The sequence below is a fragment of the Streptacidiphilus sp. ASG 303 genome (assembly GCF_020991365.1).
Taxonomy (GTDB): domain Bacteria; phylum Actinomycetota; class Actinomycetes; order Streptomycetales; family Streptomycetaceae; genus Peterkaempfera.
Genome location: NZ_JAJLRA010000049.1, coordinates 1 through 18747, shown reverse-complemented (window position 1 = coordinate 18747; position 18747 = coordinate 1). Strand labels below are relative to the sequence as shown.

13 protein-coding genes and 2 rRNA genes are annotated in these 18747 nt (G+C 76.2%); 5 read left to right on the top strand and 10 right to left on the bottom strand.

Annotated elements, in window-relative coordinates; translation table 11 throughout:
- From LO771_RS29360 to LO771_RS29340, 5 genes are all read right to left on the bottom strand, one after another.
- Positions 1-232, bottom strand: a 232-nt coding sequence (locus LO771_RS29360) for a flavodoxin-dependent (E)-4-hydroxy-3-methylbut-2-enyl-diphosphate synthase (RefSeq protein ID WP_230747390.1), incomplete at its 3' end; no start/stop codon positions are given.
- Between the two features lie 147 nt (positions 233-379).
- Complete coding sequence (locus LO771_RS29355; protein ID WP_230748087.1) at positions 380-1687, bottom strand: RIP metalloprotease; 1308 nt, start codon at positions 1685-1687, stop codon at positions 380-382.
- 90 nt (positions 1688-1777) lie between these two features.
- Positions 1778-3007, bottom strand: a complete 1230-nt coding sequence (gene dxr / locus LO771_RS29350; protein ID WP_230748085.1) for a 1-deoxy-D-xylulose-5-phosphate reductoisomerase — start codon at positions 3005-3007, stop codon at positions 1778-1780.
- 47 nt (positions 3008-3054) lie between these two features.
- Complete coding sequence (locus LO771_RS29345; protein ID WP_230748083.1) at positions 3055-5034, bottom strand: acyl-CoA dehydrogenase family protein; 1980 nt, start codon at positions 5032-5034, stop codon at positions 3055-3057.
- Between the two features lie 148 nt (positions 5035-5182).
- Positions 5183-7291, bottom strand: a complete 2109-nt coding sequence (locus LO771_RS29340) for an alkaline phosphatase family protein (RefSeq protein WP_230748081.1) — start codon at positions 7289-7291, stop codon at positions 5183-5185.
- A 272-nt stretch (positions 7292-7563) separates the two neighbouring features.
- Between LO771_RS29340 and LO771_RS29335 the strand changes: the two genes are divergently transcribed.
- Together LO771_RS29335 and LO771_RS29330 are read left to right on the top strand one after the other, a co-directional pair.
- On the top strand, positions 7564-8424 hold the full coding sequence (locus tag LO771_RS29335; RefSeq protein WP_230748079.1) for an MBL fold metallo-hydrolase: 861 nt from the start codon (positions 7564-7566) through the stop codon (positions 8422-8424).
- Positions 8421-9062: a DedA family protein gene (locus LO771_RS29330; protein WP_230748077.1), complete on the top strand. Its 642-nt coding sequence runs from the start codon at positions 8421-8423 to the stop codon at positions 9060-9062. Before LO771_RS29335 ends, LO771_RS29330 begins: the two co-directional genes overlap by 4 nt.
- A 152-nt stretch (positions 9063-9214) precedes the next feature.
- On the opposite strand, the gene LO771_RS29325 is transcribed toward LO771_RS29330, so the two are convergent.
- The 3 genes from LO771_RS29325 to LO771_RS29315 form a co-directional block, all read right to left on the bottom strand.
- Positions 9215-10660, bottom strand: coding sequence for an aldehyde dehydrogenase family protein (locus tag LO771_RS29325; RefSeq protein ID WP_230748075.1), 1446 nt, complete (start codon positions 10658-10660; stop codon positions 9215-9217).
- A 298-nt stretch (positions 10661-10958) separates the two neighbouring features.
- Positions 10959-12596, bottom strand: a complete 1638-nt coding sequence (locus LO771_RS29320) for a PucR family transcriptional regulator (RefSeq protein ID WP_230748073.1) — start codon at positions 12594-12596, stop codon at positions 10959-10961.
- A gap of 318 nt (positions 12597-12914) precedes the next feature.
- A complete protein-coding gene (locus tag LO771_RS29315) occupies positions 12915-15065 on the bottom strand; it encodes an ATP-binding protein (RefSeq protein ID WP_230748071.1) in 2151 nt (716 codons plus the stop codon).
- Positions 15066-15442: 377 nt separating this feature from the next.
- On the opposite strand from LO771_RS29315, the gene gabT reads away from it, so the two are divergent.
- From gabT to LO771_RS29300, 3 genes are all read left to right on the top strand, one after another.
- Positions 15443-16813 (top strand): 4-aminobutyrate--2-oxoglutarate transaminase, encoded by a 1371-nt coding sequence (gene gabT, locus LO771_RS29310; RefSeq protein WP_230748069.1) that lies wholly within the window; start codon positions 15443-15445, stop codon positions 16811-16813.
- A 368-nt stretch (positions 16814-17181) separates the two neighbouring features.
- Positions 17182-17811, top strand: coding sequence for a phosphatase PAP2 family protein (locus LO771_RS29305; RefSeq protein WP_230748089.1), 630 nt, complete (start codon positions 17182-17184; stop codon positions 17809-17811).
- Between the two features lie 249 nt (positions 17812-18060).
- Positions 18061-18357: a hypothetical protein gene (locus tag LO771_RS29300; RefSeq protein WP_230748066.1), complete on the top strand. Its 297-nt coding sequence runs from the start codon at positions 18061-18063 to the stop codon at positions 18355-18357.
- A 93-nt stretch (positions 18358-18450) separates the two neighbouring features.
- Here the strand turns inward: LO771_RS29300 and rrf are convergent.
- Together rrf and LO771_RS29290 are read right to left on the bottom strand one after the other, a co-directional pair.
- Positions 18451-18567, bottom strand: a 5S ribosomal RNA gene (gene rrf, locus LO771_RS29295).
- A gap of 81 nt (positions 18568-18648) precedes the next feature.
- A 23S ribosomal RNA gene (locus LO771_RS29290) occupies positions 18649-18747 on the bottom strand; the annotation flags it as partial.

Sequence of the window (18747 nt, the reverse complement as noted above, 5' to 3'; positions counted from 1 at the left end):
CGTCCTGCGAGGGCACCGCCACCCGCACGATCTGGCACCCCGCCGCGGTCAGCTGCGCGATCTGCTGCAGCGTGGCGTTGACGTCGGCCGTCACCGTCGTCGTCATCGACTGCACCGACACCGGCGCGTCCCCGCCCACCGGCACACCCCCCACCATGATCTGCCGCGACCGGCGGCGGGTGGCGAGCGGCTGGAGCGGCACGGACGGCATACCGAGCGAGATCGCGGTCATTGCGTGGGATTCCCGAAGGTCGCGGCTGCGGTCCGGCCGCGTCGGCGGCCGGGCCGGGGCGCCTCGGTCACGGCGGCGCACCCGGAGCAACGGTACGACACGGCCGCGGCGCCGGGCACACCTGCACCGGCGCCGCGCCCCGGCCGTTCAGGAGAGCTTCACCGGGTTGACCACGTCGGCGAGGAGGACGAGGACGGTGAAGCAGACGAAGACGCCCGCCACGACGTAGGCCAGCGGCATCAGCCGGGCCACGTCGAACGGCCCCGGGTCGGGGCGGCGCAGGACGCGGGCCAGGTTGCGGCGCAGCGACTCCCACAGGGCGCCGGCGATGTGGCCGCCGTCCAGGGGCAGCAGCGGCAGCATGTTGAAGAGGAAGAGTGAGAGGTTGAAGAAGGCGATGAGCTGGAGGGAGAACGCCACGAGCTGGGAGGCGGGGAGGTGGAGGGTGAAGATCTCGCCGCCGACGCGGGCGGCGCCGACCACGCCGACGGGCGAGTCGGCGGCACGCGGGGCGCCGTTGAAGACGGCGTTCCACAGCCCGGGGATCTTGGAGGGCAGGGCGGCGATGGAGTGGAGGCCGGACTGCGCCATGTCGCCCATGCGGTGGACGCTCTCGCCGAGGCCGAGGTGGACGACGGCCTCGGCGGGGTCGATGCCGAGGAAGCCGGCGGTGACGGTCCTGTCGGGGACGTAGGTGCCGTCGGCGTTGCGGGCGGGGACCTGGTTCCTCACCAGGGTGGGCCGCAGGGTGCGCTGGGTGCCGTCCTTGCCCCGCACCACGAGGGTGACCTGCTTGTCCGGGGCACTGCGGATGTCCGCCTGGAGCTGGTCGTAGGTGCTGATCGGCCTGCCGTCGAAGGAGAGGACGGTGTCGCCGGGCCGCAGCCCGGCCTTGGCGGCCGGGGTCGGCGGGGCGCCCTTCGGGCAGGCCGTGGTGGACTGCCCGGCCTTGACCACGCAGGCGGGGACGGAGGCGATGGTGGGAACGGTCTGCTTGACGCCGAAGCCCATGAAGGCGGTGAGGAAGAGCCCGACCGCGAGCACCAGGTTCATGAACGGCCCGGCGAACATGACGATGACGCGCTTCCACGGGGCCCGGGTGTAGAAGAGCCGGGTCTCGTCGCCCGGCTGCAGTTCCTCGTAGGAGGCCTCGCGGGCGTCCTCGATCATGGAGCGCCAGGGCGAGGTGGAGCGGGCGGTGATCCGGCCGTCCTCCCCGGGCGGGAACATGCCGATCATGCGGATGTAGCCGCCCAGCGGTATCGCCTTGACGCCGTACTCGGTCTCGCCCCTCCTGCGGGACCAGACCGTCGGGCCGAAGCCGACCATGTACTGCGGCACCCGGATGCCGAAGGCCTTGGCCCACGACAGGTGGCCGAGTTCGTGCCAGGCGATGGAGACCAGCAGTCCGAGGACGAAGACCAGCACGCCGAGCAGGAACATGAGTGCCGTCATCGGGGGTCCTCCGCTGTCGCCGTGCGCTTCGCCATGCTGCTCCTCACCGTGCCTCCGCCCGCGCCGCCCGGGTACCGCCGGGCGGGTCCGTCAGCCGGCCGCGATCTCCCGGGCGCGGGTGCGGGCCCAGGCCTCCGCATGCAATACGTCCTCGACGGTCAGCGAGGTTCCCCGCTGCGGGGTCCCGTGCTCCGACACCACCTTCGCCACCGTGTCGACGATGCCGTTGAAGGCGAGGCGGCCGGCGAGGAAGGCGTCGACGCACTCCTCGTTGGCGGCGTTGAAGACCGCGGGCGCGGTACCGCCGAGCGTACCGACCTCGCGGGCCAGCGACACCGCGGGGAAGGCCTCGTCGTCGAGCGGGAAGAACTCCCAGGTGGCGGCCTTGGTCCAGTCGCAGGGCGGCGCGGCGTCGGGCACCCGGTCGGGCCAGCCGAGGCCCAGTGAGATGGGCATCCGCATGTCGGGCGGGCTGGCCTGGGCGAGGGTGGAGCCGTCGGTGAACTCCACCATCGAGTGAACGACGGACTGCGGGTGGACGACGACCTCGATCCGGTCGAAGGGGATGTCGTAGAGGAGGTGCGCCTCGATCACCTCCAGGCCCTTGTTGACCAGGGTCGCCGAGTTGACGGTGATCACCGGCCCCATGGCCCAGGTGGGGTGGGCGAGGGCCTGCTCGGGGGTGACGGTGGCGAGCTCCTCGCGGGTGCGGCCGCGGAAGGGGCCGCCGCTGGCGGTCACCACGAGCCGGCGCACCTCGCGGCGGCTGCCGCCCATCAGGCCCTGGAAGAGGGCGGTGTGCTCGGAGTCGACCGGCACGATCTGGCCGGGCCGCGCCAGGGCCCTCACCAGCGGGCCGCCGACGATGAGGGACTCCTTGTTGGCGAGCACCAGCACCCGTCCGGCCTCGAGCGCCGCGAGGGTGGGCCGCAGGCCGATGGAGCCGGTGATGCCGTTGAGCACCGAGTGGCACTCCATCGCCGCCAGTTCGGCGGCGGCGTCCGGCCCGGCGAGGATCCGCGGCAGCGGGCGGCCGCCCGCGCGGGCGGCCAGCGCCTCGCGCAGCGCCGGCTCGGCGTCGGTGCGGGCCACCGCGACGGCCTCGGCGCCGAACCGCACCGCCTGCTCGGCCAGCAGGTCGACGCGGCCGCCGGCGGCGGACAGGCCGACCACGCGGAACCGGTCGGGGTTGCGCTCCACCACGTCGAGGGCCTGGGTGCCGATGGAGCCGGTGGAGCCCAGGACCACGAGCCCGCGGGGCCCGGCGGGGTCGGCGACGGTCGGCTCGAAGCGCAGGTGCGGGTCGGCGAGGGATTCCATGCGCCCCATTGTGGCGTGCCCGGGGGGCCGGGCACGCCACCGGGCGGTCACTTCAGGCTGCGCCGCACGTTCTCCCGCTCGGACGGGCCGGGGGCGGCGTCGGCGATCCAGGGGCCGTCGCCGGACGGGTCGACGACGCCCTCCTCCAGCCAGGCGTACCGGCCGTCGACGACCCGGCGGGCGGCCGCGGCGTCGCGGGTGTCGGTGTTGCGCCACAGGCGGTCGAAGAGCTCCTCGACGCGGATGCGGGCCTGGCGGCAGAAGAGGTCGGCCAGCTCGTACGCGGCCCGGCCCTGCTCCGGGTCGCGTCCGCGGAGCATCTCGGCGCGGACGCAGGCGGCGCTCATCGCGAAGAGTTCCGCGCCGATGTCGACGATCCGGCCGAGGAAGCCCTGCTTGGTCTCCATGCGGCCCTGCCAGCGCGACATGGCGTAGAAGGTGGACCGGGCCAGGCGGCGGCTGGCACGCTCGACGAACCGCAGGTGGGCGGCGAGGTCGGCGTGCCCCCGGGGCGAGAACTCCCCGTACGAGGTGGGCAGCTGGCCGGGCCCGGCCACCAGCTTGGGCACCCAGCGGGCGTAGAAGCCGCCGGCCCGCGCCGCCGCCCGCGCCTTGGCCCTCAGGTCGGCGTCCGGGTCGATGATGTCGCCGGCGACGGAGAGGTGGGCGTCCACGGCCTCGCGGGCGATCAGCAGGTGCATGATCTCGGTGGAGCCCTCGAAGATGCGGTTGATCCGCAGGTCGCGCAGGAGCTGCTCGGCGGGCACCGCCCGCTCGCCGCGGGCCGCCAGCGACTCGGCGGTCTCGAAGCCGCGGCCGCCGCGGATCTGGACCAGTTCGTCGGCCATCAGCCAGGCGTGCTCGGTGGAGTAGAGCTTGGCGATGGCCGCCTCGATGCGGATGTCGTTGCGGTCCTCGTCGGCCATGAGGCTGGTGAGGTCGACGATCGCCTCCAGGGCGAAGGTCGTCGCGGCGATGTACGCGATCTTGACGGCGACGGCCTCGTGGCGGGCGATGGGCCTGCCCCACTGCTCGCGGACGCCGGACCACTCGCGGGCGATCTTCAGGCACCACTTGCCGGCGCCCGCGCACATGGCGGGGATGGAGAGCCGGCCGGTGTTCAGGGTGGTGAGGGCGATCCGCAGGCCGGCGCCCTCCTCGCCGATGCGGTTCTCCGCCGGCACCCGCACCCGGTGGAAGCGGGTGACGCCGTTCTCGATGCCGCGCAGGCCCATGAAGGCGTTGCGGTTCTCGACGGTGACGCCGGGCGAGTCGCACTCGACGACGAAGGCGGTGATGCCGCCGCGGCGGTCCTCGGTGCGCGGCACGCGGGCCATGACGACCACCAGGTCGGCGACGACGCCGTTGGTGGTCCACAGCTTCACGCCGTCCAGGACGTACTCGCTGCCGTCCTCGCTGGGCACCGCCGTGGTCGCCAGGCGCGCCGGGTCGCTGCCGACGTCCGGCTCGGTGAGCAGGAAGGCGGTGATGTCGGTGGTGGCGCAGCGCGGCAGCCACTTCTCCTTCTGCTCCTGCGTGCCGAAGGTCTTCAGCGGCTGCGGGACGCCGATCGACTGGTGGGCGGAGGCCAGCGCGCCGAGGGCGGGGCTGGTGCTGCCGAGGAGGGCGAGGGCCTTGTTGTAGTAGAGCTGGCTCAGGCCCAGGCCGCCGTACTTCCGGTCGATCTTCATGCCGAGGACGCCGAGCTCCTTGAGGCCCCGGACGACCTCGTCGGGGATGCGGGCCTCGCGCTCGATGCGCGCCGGGTCGACGCGGGTCTCGCAGAAGGCGCGGAGCCGGGCGAGGAACGCCTCGCCCTCGCGCACCGCCTCCTCGTCCGGCTGCGGGTGCGGGTGGACGAGGTCCAGCCGGAAGCGCCCGAGGAAGAGCTCCTTGGCGAAGCTGGGCCTGCGCCACTGCTTCTCGCGGGCCTCCTCGGCGACGCGGCGCGCCTCGCGTTCGGTGACCCGGGGGCCGGAGGGTGCCGCGTCGGCGCTCGCGCTGCGCGGGTGGGTCGGTGCGGACATGCAGCTCACCTCACCGCATCTACGGGACGGCTTGTCGACGGACCGCGTCCCGGGCCGGCTCCGGATGGGGCCGGGACGGTTCGCTACCAGCGGGTACTGGTCCGACGGTACCCACCGTGACGCCAACATCACCAGACGTGAGTACGGGCTACTTCTGCCCCGGCGCCGCCACCGCATTCACATCCGTCCAGTCCGTCCCTCCGGCCCCACGCGTCCCGTCCGCGCCGGCGGGGGCCTCTCGCAGCTCGGCCAGCCATCCGGCGAAGAGGCGGTGCAGGGCCTCGGCCCCCACCGGCTCCCCCGGCGGGCGCCGCAGCGACGCCGGGTGCAGCAGGAACGGCCGGCCCTGCCCGCCGCCCAGGCCGCCGTGCGAGCCCACCTGCTCCTCGAAGGCGTGGACCTCGCCGGTGACCGGGTCGTAGGAGCTGTTGACCATCAGGTCGGCGCAGTGGGGGAAGGAGTCGGTGCGCGCCACGGCCTCCGCCGCCGCGTCCCCGCCGAAGACCGCGAGCGGGTCCTCGCCCTCGACGGCGCCGGTCGCCAGCTCCCGCACCCCGCGGGCGCCCACGGCGAGCGGGCCGCGTCCCGCGCCGCGCACCAGCACGAAGCCGACGCCCGGGTGCCCGGCCAGCGCCCCCACCAGCCCCGGATGGCGCTCCTCGACGTCCTCCAGGGTCAGCCGGTGCGGCACGTCGCGGAAGTACACCAGGCCGAGGTTGCCCGAGGCGAGCACCAGCGGCTCCCCGGCGGCCGGCTCCGCCGCCTCCGCGGCGGGCTCGCGGCCGTACAGGGCGAGCTGCGCCGCGGTGCGGGCCTCGGCGCCGCGCCCCCGGTCGGGCCCGGCCGGCTGCCGCCCCGCGGCGTGCCCGGGGTCCGGCGCGGCCGCGCCGCACGCCTCCCGCACCAGCTGCTCCAGGGTGCGCCCGTACGCCTGGGCGAAGGTCGGCCCCTGGCTCTGCCCGTGGTCGGAGAGGACCACGACCTCGTACGGGCGCGGCGCGTAGCGGGCGACGCCCGCGACCAGGGCGATGCAGCGGTCCAGGCGGCGCAGCACCTCCAGCGTCTCCGGCCGCTCCACGCCCGAGTGGTGGGCCACCTCGTCGTACGCGACCAGGTCGGCGTAGACGGCGGAGCGGCCCGCCAGCATGTCGCCGACGACGGCCGCGACCACCACGTCCCGCTCGACGACCGTGGCGAAGGCCCGCACCAGCGGGTACAGGCCGCCGCGCCGCACCCGGGGCCGCACGTCGCGCAGCCGCTGCCGGGCCGCCTGGACCAGCTCGCGTCCGACCTCGGCGAGCAGCGAGCCCAGGGTCCGCAGCGCGTTGGCGGGGTCGGCGAAGTAGGCGAAGTACCCCGAGCGGTCACGGCGGACCGACCGGCCGGAGACGCTGAGCACCAGCGCCGACTGCCCGGCGCCGCCGCTGAAGAGGTTGCCGCGGCTGGCGCCGTCGCCCGCCAGCAGTCCGGGCCGGTCGGCGCGGCGCCGCTCCAGCTCGGCCGCGCTCGACGGGTGGTTGCACACCATCAGGCGCCCGGTGTCCTTCTCGTACCAGCGGAAGGCGGGCACGTCGTGGTTGTCGCCGTGCAGGATGCCGAGCTGGCTGGCGCCGGTCTGGCTGGACCAGTCGGTGCGCCACGGCGTCAGCAGGTGGCTGCCCGACGACAGCCAGCCGGCGAGGGTCGGCATCGCGCCGTCCCGCAGGGCGCGCACCAGGACGTCGTGGCCCACGCCGTCCAGCTGCAGGAACACCACCCCGGGCGGTTCGCCGGGCAGGTGCGCGCCCGCCCGGATCCGCCGCCCCGCCCGGCGGCCGGCCAGCCGGGCGAGCCGGCGGCGGTAGGCCTCGTCGTCCCGGGCGGCGAGGGCGCCGCGGACGGCCGAGGTGGTGGCGGACAGGGCCGCGGCGACCACCGCGGCCGTGGAGAGGGTGACGCCGCCGGGGCCCTCGGGGACGAGTTCCAGGGCCAGGAAGACGACGGCGCCGTCGAGCGCGAAGACCAGCAGCGCCAGCACCAGGGCGGGCACGAGCAGCAGGGCCCGCACGACCAGCGGCCACAGCACCGCCCCCAGGACGCCGGTGAACGCCGCCGCCGTCCCGGCGGCCGTCAGCGGCCCCACCGGGCCGGGCCCGGGGCCGGTGCCGAGCCGGAACCCCGGCAGCACGGCGGCCAGGACCGCGAGCGTCGCCGTCGCCGCCAGCCAGACCGCGACGGTGCGGGCCAGTGCCCGCGACACGCTCCGCCACCGCGCCATCCCCGGCTCCGCCTCCTCGCCGCCCGCCGCCGGGCCCGCCTGCGGGGCCCGTGTCCGGGGCCCGTCGCCGCCGCCCCCGTCCAGTCTGCCCCGGGGGCCCGCGCCGGACGCGGCCCGGCCTCCCCGCGCGCCCTGCCCGTCCCCGCTCGCCCCGGGCGCCGGGTGCGCCGGCCTGCCCGGACCGGCCGGGCACGGCGGGCCGCCGGACGTAACCTGGCCGGGGCGGGGCAGGAGCCCGCAGCCCGGCGGACGACGGCGAGAGGGGGCCGGACGTGGCGGTGATCACCTGGTGGGGGCACGCCACCGCGACCGTGGAGGACTCCGGGGTGCGGCTGCTCACCGACCCGCTGCTCTCCGCCCGGCTGGCCCACCTGCGTAGGCGGCGCGGCCCGCTGCCCGGCCCCGCGGCGCTGCGCGCCGACGCCGCACTCGTCTCCCACCTGCACGCCGACCACCTGCACCTGCCCTCGCTGCGGGCGCTGGCCCCGGGCACCCCGGTGCTGCTGCCGCGCGGCGCGGTGCGGGCGGTGCCGGCGCTGCGGCGCCTGGGCCACCTGGACCTGGTCGAGCTGTCCCCCGGCGGGGAGGCGGCGGTCGGAGCGGTCGCGGTCCGGGCCGTGCCCGCCCGCCACGACGGCCGGCGGCTGCCGTTCGGACCCCAGCGGGTCCGGCCGCTGGGCTACGTCGTGCAGGGGGCTGAGACGACCTACTTCGCGGGCGACACCGACCTCTACCCGGGGCTCGCGGACGAGGTCGGGGCCTGCGACCACGCGCTGCTGCCGGTCGGCGGCTGGGGGCCGGGACTGGGCCCGGGGCACCTGGACGCGGAGCGGGCCGCCGAGGCCGTGCGGCTGCTGGCGCCGCGCACCGCCGTGCCCGTCCACTTCGGCACCTTCTGCCCGGTGGGGCTCGGCGGGCGGCCGGGCGCCTGGTTCCACGCGCCGGGCCGGGAGTTCGCCCGGCACGCAGCCCGGCTGGCGCCGGACACCGCCGTGCACGAGCTCGCCCCCGGACAGAGCGCCGACCTGGGCCGCCCGGGCGTCCCGGCCGGCGGGCCGCAGGGGAGGGGCCGGGCGGGCGGGGAGGCCCGTCCGGCGCACGGGGACGGCGGACGCGGGGAGGACGGCCGGTGATCCACCCGTTGGGGACGGGCCTCGCCGCGGGGGCCGCCGGGGCCTCGTCGGCCCCGCAGGCCGTCGGCTACCCGATGCTCTTCCTGCTGGTCGCCGTGGGCGCGGTGCTGCCGGTGCTGCCCACCGGGGCCCTGGTCAGCGCGGCCGCCGCCGTCGCCTGGCACTCGCGCTGGCCGGTCGTGGACCTGCCGGTGGTGTTGGGGGTGGCGGCGGCCGCGGCCTGGGTGGGCGACGTGGTGCTGTACTGGCTGGCCGCGCACGCCGGGGGCCGCTGGGCGCGGCAGCTGGGCGACCACCTGGACACGCCGCGGATGCGCGCCGCCCAGGAGCGGCTGGACGCCCACGACCGCAGCGTGCTGGTGCTCTCCCGCCTCGTCCCGGCCGGGCGCATCCCGGTGATGGCGGCCTGCCTGGTCTCCGGCTGGACGGTCGCGCGGTTCCTGCGCTCCGACGTGCTCGCGGCGGTGGCCTGGGCCCTGTGCTACCAGGCGGTCGGCGTCCTGGGCGGCGCCCTGTTCCCGCAGCCCTGGCAGGGGGTCGCGGCGGCGGTGGGGCTGGTGCTGCTGGCGGCCGCCGTCCCCGCACTGCGGCGGCGCCTGCACGGCGGGCCGGCCGCCGACGAGGAGTGCGCCCGCTGAGGGGCGGCCGACGAGGGGTGCGGTCGCCGGGTCCACACGGCCCGCAGCACCCCGCTGCGGCCCGCCGCGGCCCGGACGCCGCGAGGCCCCCTCCCCCGGCTGCTGCGGGGGGAGGGGGCCTCGTCCGTCCGTGCGGACCGGCGGCTACCGCGTCACAGGGCCAGGCCGCTGAGGACCAGCACCCGCTCGTAGGTGTAGTCGTCCATGGCGTACTTCACGCCCTCGCGGCCCACGCCGGACTGCTTGACGCCGCCGTACGGCATCTGGTCGGCCCGGTAGGAGGGCACGTCGCCGACGACCACGCCGCCGACCTCCAGCTCCCGGTGGGCGCGGAAGGCGGTCTGCAGGTCGTGGGTGAAGACGCCCGCCTGCAGGCCGTACGGCGAGTCGTTGACCACCGCGAACGCCTCGGCGGTGTCCTGCACCCGGTGCAGGCTGAGGACCGGCCCGAAGACCTCCTCGCAGGCCAGCGTCACACCGGCGGGCAGCTCGGCCAGCACGGTCGGCTCGTAGGTGGCGCCGTCGCGCCCGCCGCCGGTCAGCAGCTTGGCGCCGGCCGCCACGGCCTCGTCCACCCACGCCTCGACGCGCTTCGCGGCGGCCTCGCTGACCAGCGGGCCGACGTCCACGGAGTCGTCCGAGGGGTCGCCGGTGACCTGGGCGCGGACCTTGGCGACGACCTTCTCGACCAGCCGGTCGTAGACGGAGGCGTCGGCGACGACCCGCTGCACCGAGACGCAGGACTGGCCGCCCTGGTAGTTGGCGAAGGTCGCGATGCGGGTCGCGGCCCACTCCAGGTCCTCCTCGGAGGACCAGTCGGCGAGGACCACCGCCGCGGCGTTGCCGCCCAGCTCCAGGGTGACGTGCTTGCGCGGCACGGAGTCGAGGATGCCCCAGCCGACCGGCCCGGAGCCGGTGAAGGAGATGACCGGCAGGCGCTCGTCCTGCACCAGGGCCGGCATGCGGTCGTTGGGGACCGGCAGCACGCTCCAGGAGCCCGCCGGCAGGTCGGTCTCCGCCAGGATCTCGCCGAGCACGAGGGCGGAGAGCGGGGTGGCCGGGGCCGGCTTGAGGATGATCGGGGTGCCGACCGCGATCGCCGGGGCGACCTTGTGCGCCACCAGGTTGAGCGGGAAGTTGAACGGGGCGATGCCCAGCACCACGCCGCGCGGGAAGCGCCGGGTCAGGGCCAGGCGGCCAGCGCCGCCGGCGTCGGTGTCCAGGCGCTGCGCCTCGCCGCTGTTGAACCGGCGGGCCTCCTCGGCCGCCCAGCGGAAGACCGACGCGGCGCGGCCGATCTCGGCGCGCGCCCACTTGACCGGCTTGCCGTTCTCGGCGGTGATCAGCCGGGCGATCTCCTCGGTGCGCTCCGTCAGGCGGCGGGCGACGTGGTCCAGCGCGGCGGCGCGGACGTGCGCCGGGGTCGCGGAGAACTCCGCCTGCACGGCGACGGCGGCGGCGACCGCCTCCTCCACCTGCTCCTCGGTGGGGACGCTGACACGGCCGACGAGGCTGCCGTCCCAGGGGTGGTGGACCTCGAAGGCCTCCGGGCCGCTCTCCCGGCGGCCGGCCAGCCAGAACTCATGGGTGGTGGTCACAGTGGTACCGGCCCTTCCCTGGTCGTCTCGGTGCGATGGGCGGCCACGTGCGGCCGCGCCCACCACGGTAGGGCGCACACCCGGCCCCCGAGATTGGCCGCAGCGGAGTGCCCGGACCCGCGGACACTCCGCTGCGGAGTACACGGAGCGCCGCGGTGAGGGACGCGGGGCCACGCGGGGTCACCACGGGAGTGTCCGGGCCGTGCGGAACCGGGGAGGGCCGGGTCGGGCGCAGGGCCGAACCGGGCTCAGGGACGAGCCGGGTCGGGCGCAGTGGCGGGCTCAGGGCCGGGCCGGGTCAGCGGCCGCAGGCGCGCAGGGCGAGCCACAGCTCCATCCGCACGTCGGTGTCGTCCAGGGAGCGGCCCAGCAGCTCCTCCACCCGCCGCATCCGGTACCGCAGCGTGTGCCGGTGCACGCCCAGGTCGGCCGCCGCCGCGTCCCACTGCCCGTGCCGCGACAGCCACGCCCGCAGCGACGCCTCCAGGTCGCCGCGGGCGGTGCGGTCGTGCTCCCGCAGCGGCCGCAGCAGGCCCTCGGCGAACGCGGCCACCGCCTCGTCGCCCAGCAGCGGCAGCAGCGATCCCGCGCCCACCTCGTCGTGGTCGACCACCCGCCGCCCGCCGCGCAGCGCCACCGCCAGCGCCCGCTCCGCCTGCGCGAACGCCCCGCCCGACTGCTCCACCAGGGCAGGCGCCGAGACCCCCAGCACCGCCGAACCGCCCTGCTCCGCGGCCTCCAGGCAGTCCCGGTGCACCGCGCCGCCGTCCTGCGCCAGCAGGACCAGGCGCTCCTCCGTCCCCGACCGGTCGCGGGCCACCAGCAGGCGCTCACCGGCCCGCGAGGCCGCCTGCTCCGCGCGGTCCGCGAGGTCGCCCAGCGGGTCCTCCTCGTCCTGCACCCCCTCCGGCGTCCCGGCCAGCAGGACCCGCACCGAACCCTCCGGCAGGCCCCCGTACAGCTCCCCCGCGACCTCGCGGGCGGTCGCCGCCTCCCCCGCCAGCACCAGCCGCAGCAGCGCCGTGCCCATCCGCTCCTCGGCGCGTCGCAGGTCGCGGGAGCGCTCCAGGGTGAGGGTCAGCAGCGCGACCGCCGCGTTGAGCACGTACCGCTCGGTGGGGCTGAGCCGGTCCTCGGTGCCGACCGCCAGGAAGCCGCGCGGCCGGCGGTCGGCGCCCAGCGACTGCAGGACGACGAAGTCCTCGTCCGCCGTGTCCGTGCCGCCGGCCGGGCCCTGCAGGGCGGCGCTGGACGGCGCCGGGCGGCGGCGCAGCCGGTCCACCTCCCCCGCCAGCCGGGCCGCGCGCCGCGCCGCCCAGTCCGGCGCGACCAGGGACAGCGCGCCCGAGGCGTCGTACAGCGCCGCCCAGCCGCCGAGCCGGGCCGCCAGCCGGCGGACCAGCGCCGCCGTGCCGTCCTTGCCGAGCGCGGCCCGGGTGAGCTCCTCCTGAGCCTCGAAGCTGGTGGTCACGGCCTCGTACTGCTCGGCGGCCAGCGCCGCCGAGACGGCCTTGCTGATCGCGATGAACGGCGTGGGCTGCGGCACCCGCAGCAACGGCAGCCCGCGCTCGGCGGCGGCCTCCACGAGCGGCCGGGGCACCTCGGAGTGGGAGAGGCCCACGCCGAAGCCCAGGCCGACCACGTCGGCGTCGGCCAGCCGGTGCACGTAGGCCCGCAGGGCGTCGTCGTCCGCGCTGCGGCTGCCGGAGCCGTCATCGCTGCCGGTTCCGGTGCCGGTGCCGGTTCCGGTTCCGGTTCCGGTTCCGAGCTTGATGCCGGTCGTGAGCAGCAGCTCGCCGCCCTCCAGGAAGGGCGTGGGGTCGTCCAGCTCGCTGGTGTGCACCCAGCGCACCGGGCGGTCCAGCTGCCCCTCCCCGGCGAGGACCGTCAGGCGCAGGGAGGAGTTGCGGACCAGGGAGACGAGGGTCGGGGGCATGGCACCTTCGGTGGGCGCGCCGGGCCGCCCGGCACGGCACCGCTTCCTCGCGGCGCCGCCGGCGCGGCACGGCCGGTGGGGACGGGGCGGGACGTGCGGCTACGCACATGATTATGGACGCTCCGGACAACCTCCGCCACGGAGTCCGCCGCGGCGGCGCGGAACCGGGCCGGCCGGCCGCCGTTCCGGCCGGTCCGGCATGCCCGTCCGGCCCGTCCGGTCCGGCATGTCCGTCGGGTCCGGCATGCCCATCCGGTCCGGCATGCCCATCCGGTCCGGCAGTCCGGCTGTCCGTCGGGTCCGGCGGCCCGGACCGCCTCAGCCGCGCAGGTCCACCAGGAGCGGCGGCACCTGCCGTCCCTCCACCGTGGCCAGCGAGACCACCGCGTGGCCGGCCGGCAGGGAGTGCGCCAGGTCCGAGGGGGACCACAGCTGCCGCTCCACCGAGCGGGTGGTGACGCTCTCCGTCTGCACGGGCGCCCCCGCCAGCAGGCCGCGGAAGGCGCGGGCCGTACGGCGCAGCAGCCCGCCGGAGGTGTCCGGGGCGTGGGTGACCGCCTTCTCCTGCACCCACACCGTGCCCCACGCCTCGGCGAAGAGCCGCCCGTCCCACGGCGCGATCCCGGGGAAGGCCGCCCGGCAGCCCACCGCCCCGAACAGCGGCGCCCGCAGGCCCTCCGGGAGGTCGGCGAGGCTGCGCAGGGCGAGCAGCGCGCCCGCACGGGCCCCCCGCATCCGCTGCAGGCCGCGCACCGTGTGGCCGTCCACCGCCGCGGCGGCGTCGTCCACCACCAGCCCGGCGAAGAGCGAGCGGTCGCGGCGGCCGGCGGCCGCCTGCACGAACTGCCCCACCACCAGCCGCGCCAGCATCCGCGCCGCCTCCGGGTGGGTGTGCTCCGGCAGCTTCACCCGCACCCGCAGCGGGTGGTCCAGCGCCCGCACCGCGTACAGCGGCCGGGACGCCGGGGCGTCACCCGAGCCGTTGAAGCAGCCCGCGAAGGCCGGCCGGTCCAGCAGCGCAAGCCGGTCGGCCAGCAGCGTGCCCGGGTCGTCGGCCCTGCCGTGCTGCCGCTCGCGGTGCTGCAGGTCGTGGCGGTGCTCCTCCAGGCGTCCTCCCGCGCGCAGCGCCTCCCGCAGCCCCTCCCACGCCGCCGGTTCGCCCAGCAGCAGGTCGCGCAGCTCCTGCACCCCGGGGCCGCGGCCGAACGCGGCCTGGAACGGCCCCACGACCTGCTGCACCGCCGCCCGGGCCGTCTCGGCGCGCAGCGCCAGCTCGTCCGGGAGCAGCGCGTCGGCGAGGCGGGCGGCGGCCTCGTCCGCGGAGGGGGCGGCGCCGTACAGGTCCAGCCCGTACGGGGAGTCCGGGTCGCCGGGGGCGACCACCACGTCGTACGCCGCGTCCGGTCCCAGGTCGGCGTCGGCGGCGCCGACGACCACCGCGCACGCGGTGCCGGTGAGCGCCTGGAGGCACAGGGCCTCGGCGACCGGGCGGACCAGCAGCCCGGTCTTGCCGGTGCCCGCCGGGCCCACCGCCAGCAGAGAGGTGCCGAGCAGCGCCGGGTCGAGGGCGAAGCCGGCCCCCCGATGGTCCGCCGGGTTCTTGGGCACGTCCTGGACCGTGCCGAGCCGCACCTGGCCCGCCAGCAGGTCGTGCTCCGCGCGACGCGGCAGGTCGCGGGCCGCCGAGGGGTGGGCGCAGGCGGCGGCACCGCGGGCGGCCGCCTCCTGCGCGAAGGCGGGCAGCCTGCCGGGATCGGCGACCACGCCCTCCCAGGCCCGGCGGATGCGGACGTAGTCGACGTCCCCGACGGCGCCGCGCCGCACCTCCTCGTCCAGCCGGGCCACGCCGGCCTCCGCCCCGGCGACCCGCATCCCCTCCCAGGGGTCCAGCCGGTACGCCCCGGGGGTGCCCGGCGCGTCCGGGGCGGCCGCCTCCGGCGGCTCGTGGGTGACCAGCCGTGCCAGGGCGGGGGCCGCGTACCGGCGCCACACCTCGGGCCAGCGGCCCATCCGGCCGAAGACCCGGACGAGGACGGCGAGCATGGCGATCTGGAGAGCCGCCTGCACCAGGACGTACGGACTGGCCAGACCGTCCGCCGGGAGGCGGTCGAGGCGGAGGACCCAGTTCAGCAGGTCGAAGACGAGCGGCCCGCCGTAGAGGAACGCCAGCCAGGCCACCGCCATGTTGAGCGCCGCCCTGGCCAGCAGGACGCGCCCCGGGACGGCCGCCGCGGCGGCGCCGCCCTCGCGGCGCCTCGGCCGGTGGCCGAACCCGTACAGCCCGGGCACGTCTGCGGCGCGCGGGGTCGCCAGCCAAGCGGCCAGGTCGAACGGGCGGCCGTCCGCGGCCGGCGCGGGCGGGCGCGGCGGCCGCTCCGGCACGCCGCCCCGGGCCCCGGGGAGGAACGGCGGCGCTGACACCGGGGGCTCGCCGCCGGTGCGCTGTCCGTACGTGCCGTCCGGTCCCATCGCGGCCCCGCTCCCTCACCCGTCGCCCTCCGCCGGCCCACCCCGCCGACCGGCCCCGACTCAATGTAGTGGAGGCGGCATGCCGCGCGGAGAGGCACGCGGGAGCGGCGCGAGCGGCGGCGAGCGGCGGTGGGCGACCCGCGGCCGCAGTGGGCGGCGGCTGCGCAGCGACGCCCGGGCGGCGATGTCCGGGAGGCGGCACCCAGGAGGCGGCACCAGGGCGGGGACGTCCGGCCGGGGATGTCCGGCCGGGCCAAGTCGGGGGGTCCAGTACGCCCGAGTGGCGCATGCACCGCCGCGCGGGCCGGTCGTAGCCTGCACCTGGAAGAGAAGAGCCGACACCCACGGCCGGACCCCCAATCGTCTGGAGAACCTCCATGAGCGCTGCTCCGTCCAGCGCCGGGCAGCTGCCCGGCGGCCCGTCGCTCCCCCAGGAGCGCCGCCTCGTCACCGCGATCCCCGGTCCGAAGTCGCAGGAGCTGCAGGCCCGCAAGACGGCGGCCGTCGCGGCGGGCGTGGGCACGACGCTGCCCGTGTACGTCACCCGCGCCGGCGGCGGCGTCGTGGAGGACGTGGACGGCAACTCGCTGATCGACTTCGGCTCCGGCATCGCCGTCACCAACGTCGGCAACGCGGCCCAGGCCGTGGTGGACCGCGCCTCCGCGCAGCTGGCCGCCTTCACCCACACCTGCTTCATGGTGACCCCGTACGAGGGCTACGTCGCCGTGGCCGAGCAGCTCAACGAGCTGACCCCGGGCGACCACGAGAAGCGCAGCGCGCTCTTCAACTCCGGCGCCGAGGCCGTCGAGAACGCCGTCAAGATCGCCCGCGCCTACACCAAGCGCAGTGCGGTCGTCGTCTTCGACCACGGCTACCACGGCCGGACCAACCTCACCATGGCGCTGACGGCCAAGAACATGCCGTACAAGCACGGCTTCGGCCCGTTCGCGCCGGACGTGCACCGGGTGCCGGTGGCCTACCCCTACCGCTGGCTGACCGGCGCGGAGAACTGCGCCGCCGAGGCCGCCGCCCAGGCCATCGACATGATCAACAAGCAGGTCGGCGCGGACAACGTCGCTGCGATCATCATCGAGCCCATCCAGGGCGAGGGCGGCTTCATCGAGCCCGCCAAGGGCTTCCTGCCCGCGATCGCGGAGTTCGCCAGGGCCAACGGCATCGTCTTCGTGGCCGACGAGATCCAGACCGGCTTCTGCCGCACCGGCCAGTGGTTCGCCTGCGAGGACGAGGGCGTCGTCCCCGACCTCATCACCACCGCCAAGGGCATCGCCGGCGGCCTGCCGCTCGCCGCGGTCACCGGCCGCGCCGAGATCATGGACGCCGCGCACGCCGGCGGCCTCGGCGGCACCTACGGCGGCAACCCGGTGGCCTGCGCCGCCGCGCTGGGCTCCATCGAGACCATGAAGGAGCTCGACCTCAACGCCAAGGCCCGCCGCATCGGCGAGGTCATGCTGGACCGCCTGCGCAGCCTGCAGGAGAAGCACGAGATCATCGGCGACGTCCGCGGCCGCGGCGCCATGATCGCCGTCGAGCTGGTCAAGCCGGGCGGCAAGGAGCCCAACCCGGAGGCCACCGCGGCCATCGCCAAGGCCTGCCACGCCGAGGGCCTGGTCGTCCTCACCGCCGGCACCTACGGCAACGTGCTGCGCTTCCTGCCCCCGCTGGTCATGCCCGAGCACCTCCTCCTGGAGGGCCTGGACATCCTCGAGGGCGCCTTCGCCTCGCACTGAGCCGGAGCAGTCCCGCAGGTCCGCAGCCGCCGCGCCCCACGGTGCGGCGGCTGCGCCCGTCCCGGTGAAGATGCTGTGCCGACCTGGTGTGACGCGGCCGCACCCCTCCGGGAGTGACGTACTGTTCCTGGCAGATGGAGAACGAGCGACCACCGGTCACGCCTCCTGACGGAGCGGGCCGGCGAACCACCGCCGAGGACAACGCAGCGGACGCCAGCCCGCAGCCGCAGAGCCGATCGACCGGCCGTCCGGCCCACACCCCCCGGGACGTACGGAACGGCGATCACCCGAGCCGCCCCGGAGCTCTCCCCCCCGCTCCGGGGCGGCTCCCTCGTGTGCCCGGGCCCTGGCTTCCCGCCGTGCTCCTGATGCTCTTCCTGGCCGTCAGCCTGCAGGTCTCCTGGCACGGCCCCCTGCTCGGACTGGACAACGAGGTCCGCGACGCCGTCGCGCGCACGGACCAGGCCCTGCCCTCCGGCACCCTGCGGCCCGCCGCCGACCACGCGGCACAGCTCCTCTCCGACCTGGGCGGTGCGGGCTTCGCCGTACCCGTCCTGCTGGGCTGCGCCGCCGTCGCCGCCTGGCGGTCACGCCGCTCCCGCACCCCGCGCTGGTGGGCGCCGCTCGCGGCTGCCGGCCTGACCGCCCCGCTCATCCCGCTGCTGGTCGTCCCCGCCAAGGCGTACTTCGCGCGGCCGGGGCCGGACGGCACGCCGCTGCTGCCCGGCCAGTGGGGCTGGTACCCGTCGGGCCACACCGCGACCTCGGCCATCGCCTACGGCGCCGGCGCCCTGCTCCTGGCCCGGGTCCTGGCGCGGGTGGCGGCCCGGACCGCCGTACGTGCCGCGGCGGTCCTGCTCAGCGCCGGGGTCGGCGCGGGACTGCTCTGGTGCGACTACCACTGGTTCCTCGACGTCCTGGCCAGCTGGTGCCTGGCGGGCGTCGTGCTGTGGTGCCTGGCGCGGCTGCTCCCGGCCGCCCGGTCCGGTCCCTCCTGACCGTTCGCCGGCCGGCTGCTTCCGGGCGGGACGGTGCCCGCCTCACCTCAGGCCTGTCCCGCAGGCCTGAGGGAGGGTTGCCGGGGAAGGTACCCCGCAGGATGCTGAAACTCCAGGCGGCCGCCACGTGCGGGCGGGGGCCGTGAACGGGAACGGCCGGTCCGCGCGATGCCGCAGCAGCAGGCAGGCGAAACCGGATGAGTGCTCTGTCCACCTGCGGCGAGCGGTCGGGCAAGGAGGCCGAGCGCCATGGGATTCGTGCAGGTCATCGAGTACGAGACGACGCGCAAGGACGAGCTGGACAACATCTTCGACGAGTGGGTGCGCGCGAGCGAGGGCAAGCGCACAGCCTTCCACGAGCTCCACACGCAGGACCGGGACAGGCCCGGCCACTTCGTGGACATCGTGGAGTTCCCGTCATACGAGCAGGCCATGCGGAACAGCGACCTGCCGGAGACCCGGACCATCGCCGAGAAGATGCGCGAACTGTGCAGCGGTGAACCGCGGTTCATGAACCTGGAGGTGCTGCGCGACGAGAAGATCTGACGCTGCGGCACCGGCAGCCGGTCGTGTTCCGTTTCCGGGCATGCGAAAGGGCCCCGCTGCCGTTCCCGGCTGCGGGGCCCTCCCTCAACAATTGTTCGGCGGCGTCCTACTCTCCCACAGGGTCCCCCCTGCAGTACCATCGGCGCTGTAAGGCTTAGCTTCCGGGTTCGGAATGTAACCGGGCGTTTCCCTCACGCTATGACCACCGAAACACTATGAAACTGTCAACCGCCGCCGGCCACAGGCAATGCGGTCGTGGTTTCAGAACTACACAGTGGACGCGGAGCAACTATGGACAAGCCCTCGGCCTATTAGTACCGGTCAGCTCCACCGATCACTCGGCTTCCACACCCGGCCTATCAACCCAGTCGTCTACTGGGAGCCTTACCC

Coding starts and splice junctions, on each gene's coding strand:
- LO771_RS29305 (WP_230748089.1), top strand. CDS start 17,182: ATGCTCTTCCTGGCCGTCAGCCTGCAGGTCTCCTGGCACGGCCCCCTG.
- LO771_RS29355 (WP_230748087.1), bottom strand. CDS start 1,687: ATGACGGCACTCATGTTCCTGCTCGGCGTGCTGGTCTTCGTCCTCGGA.
- gabT (WP_230748069.1), top strand. CDS start 15,443: ATGAGCGCTGCTCCGTCCAGCGCCGGGCAGCTGCCCGGCGGCCCGTCG.
- LO771_RS29345 (WP_230748083.1), bottom strand. CDS start 5,034: ATGTCCGCACCGACCCACCCGCGCAGCGCGAGCGCCGACGCGGCACCC.
- LO771_RS29300 (WP_230748066.1), top strand. CDS start 18,061: ATGGGATTCGTGCAGGTCATCGAGTACGAGACGACGCGCAAGGACGAG.
- LO771_RS29320 (WP_230748073.1), bottom strand. CDS start 12,596: ATGCCCCCGACCCTCGTCTCCCTGGTCCGCAACTCCTCCCTGCGCCTG.
- LO771_RS29315 (WP_230748071.1), bottom strand. CDS start 15,065: ATGGGACCGGACGGCACGTACGGACAGCGCACCGGCGGCGAGCCCCCG.
- dxr (WP_230748085.1), bottom strand. CDS start 3,007: ATGGAATCCCTCGCCGACCCGCACCTGCGCTTCGAGCCGACCGTCGCC.
- LO771_RS29340 (WP_230748081.1), bottom strand. CDS start 7,291: ATGGCGCGGTGGCGGAGCGTGTCGCGGGCACTGGCCCGCACCGTCGCG.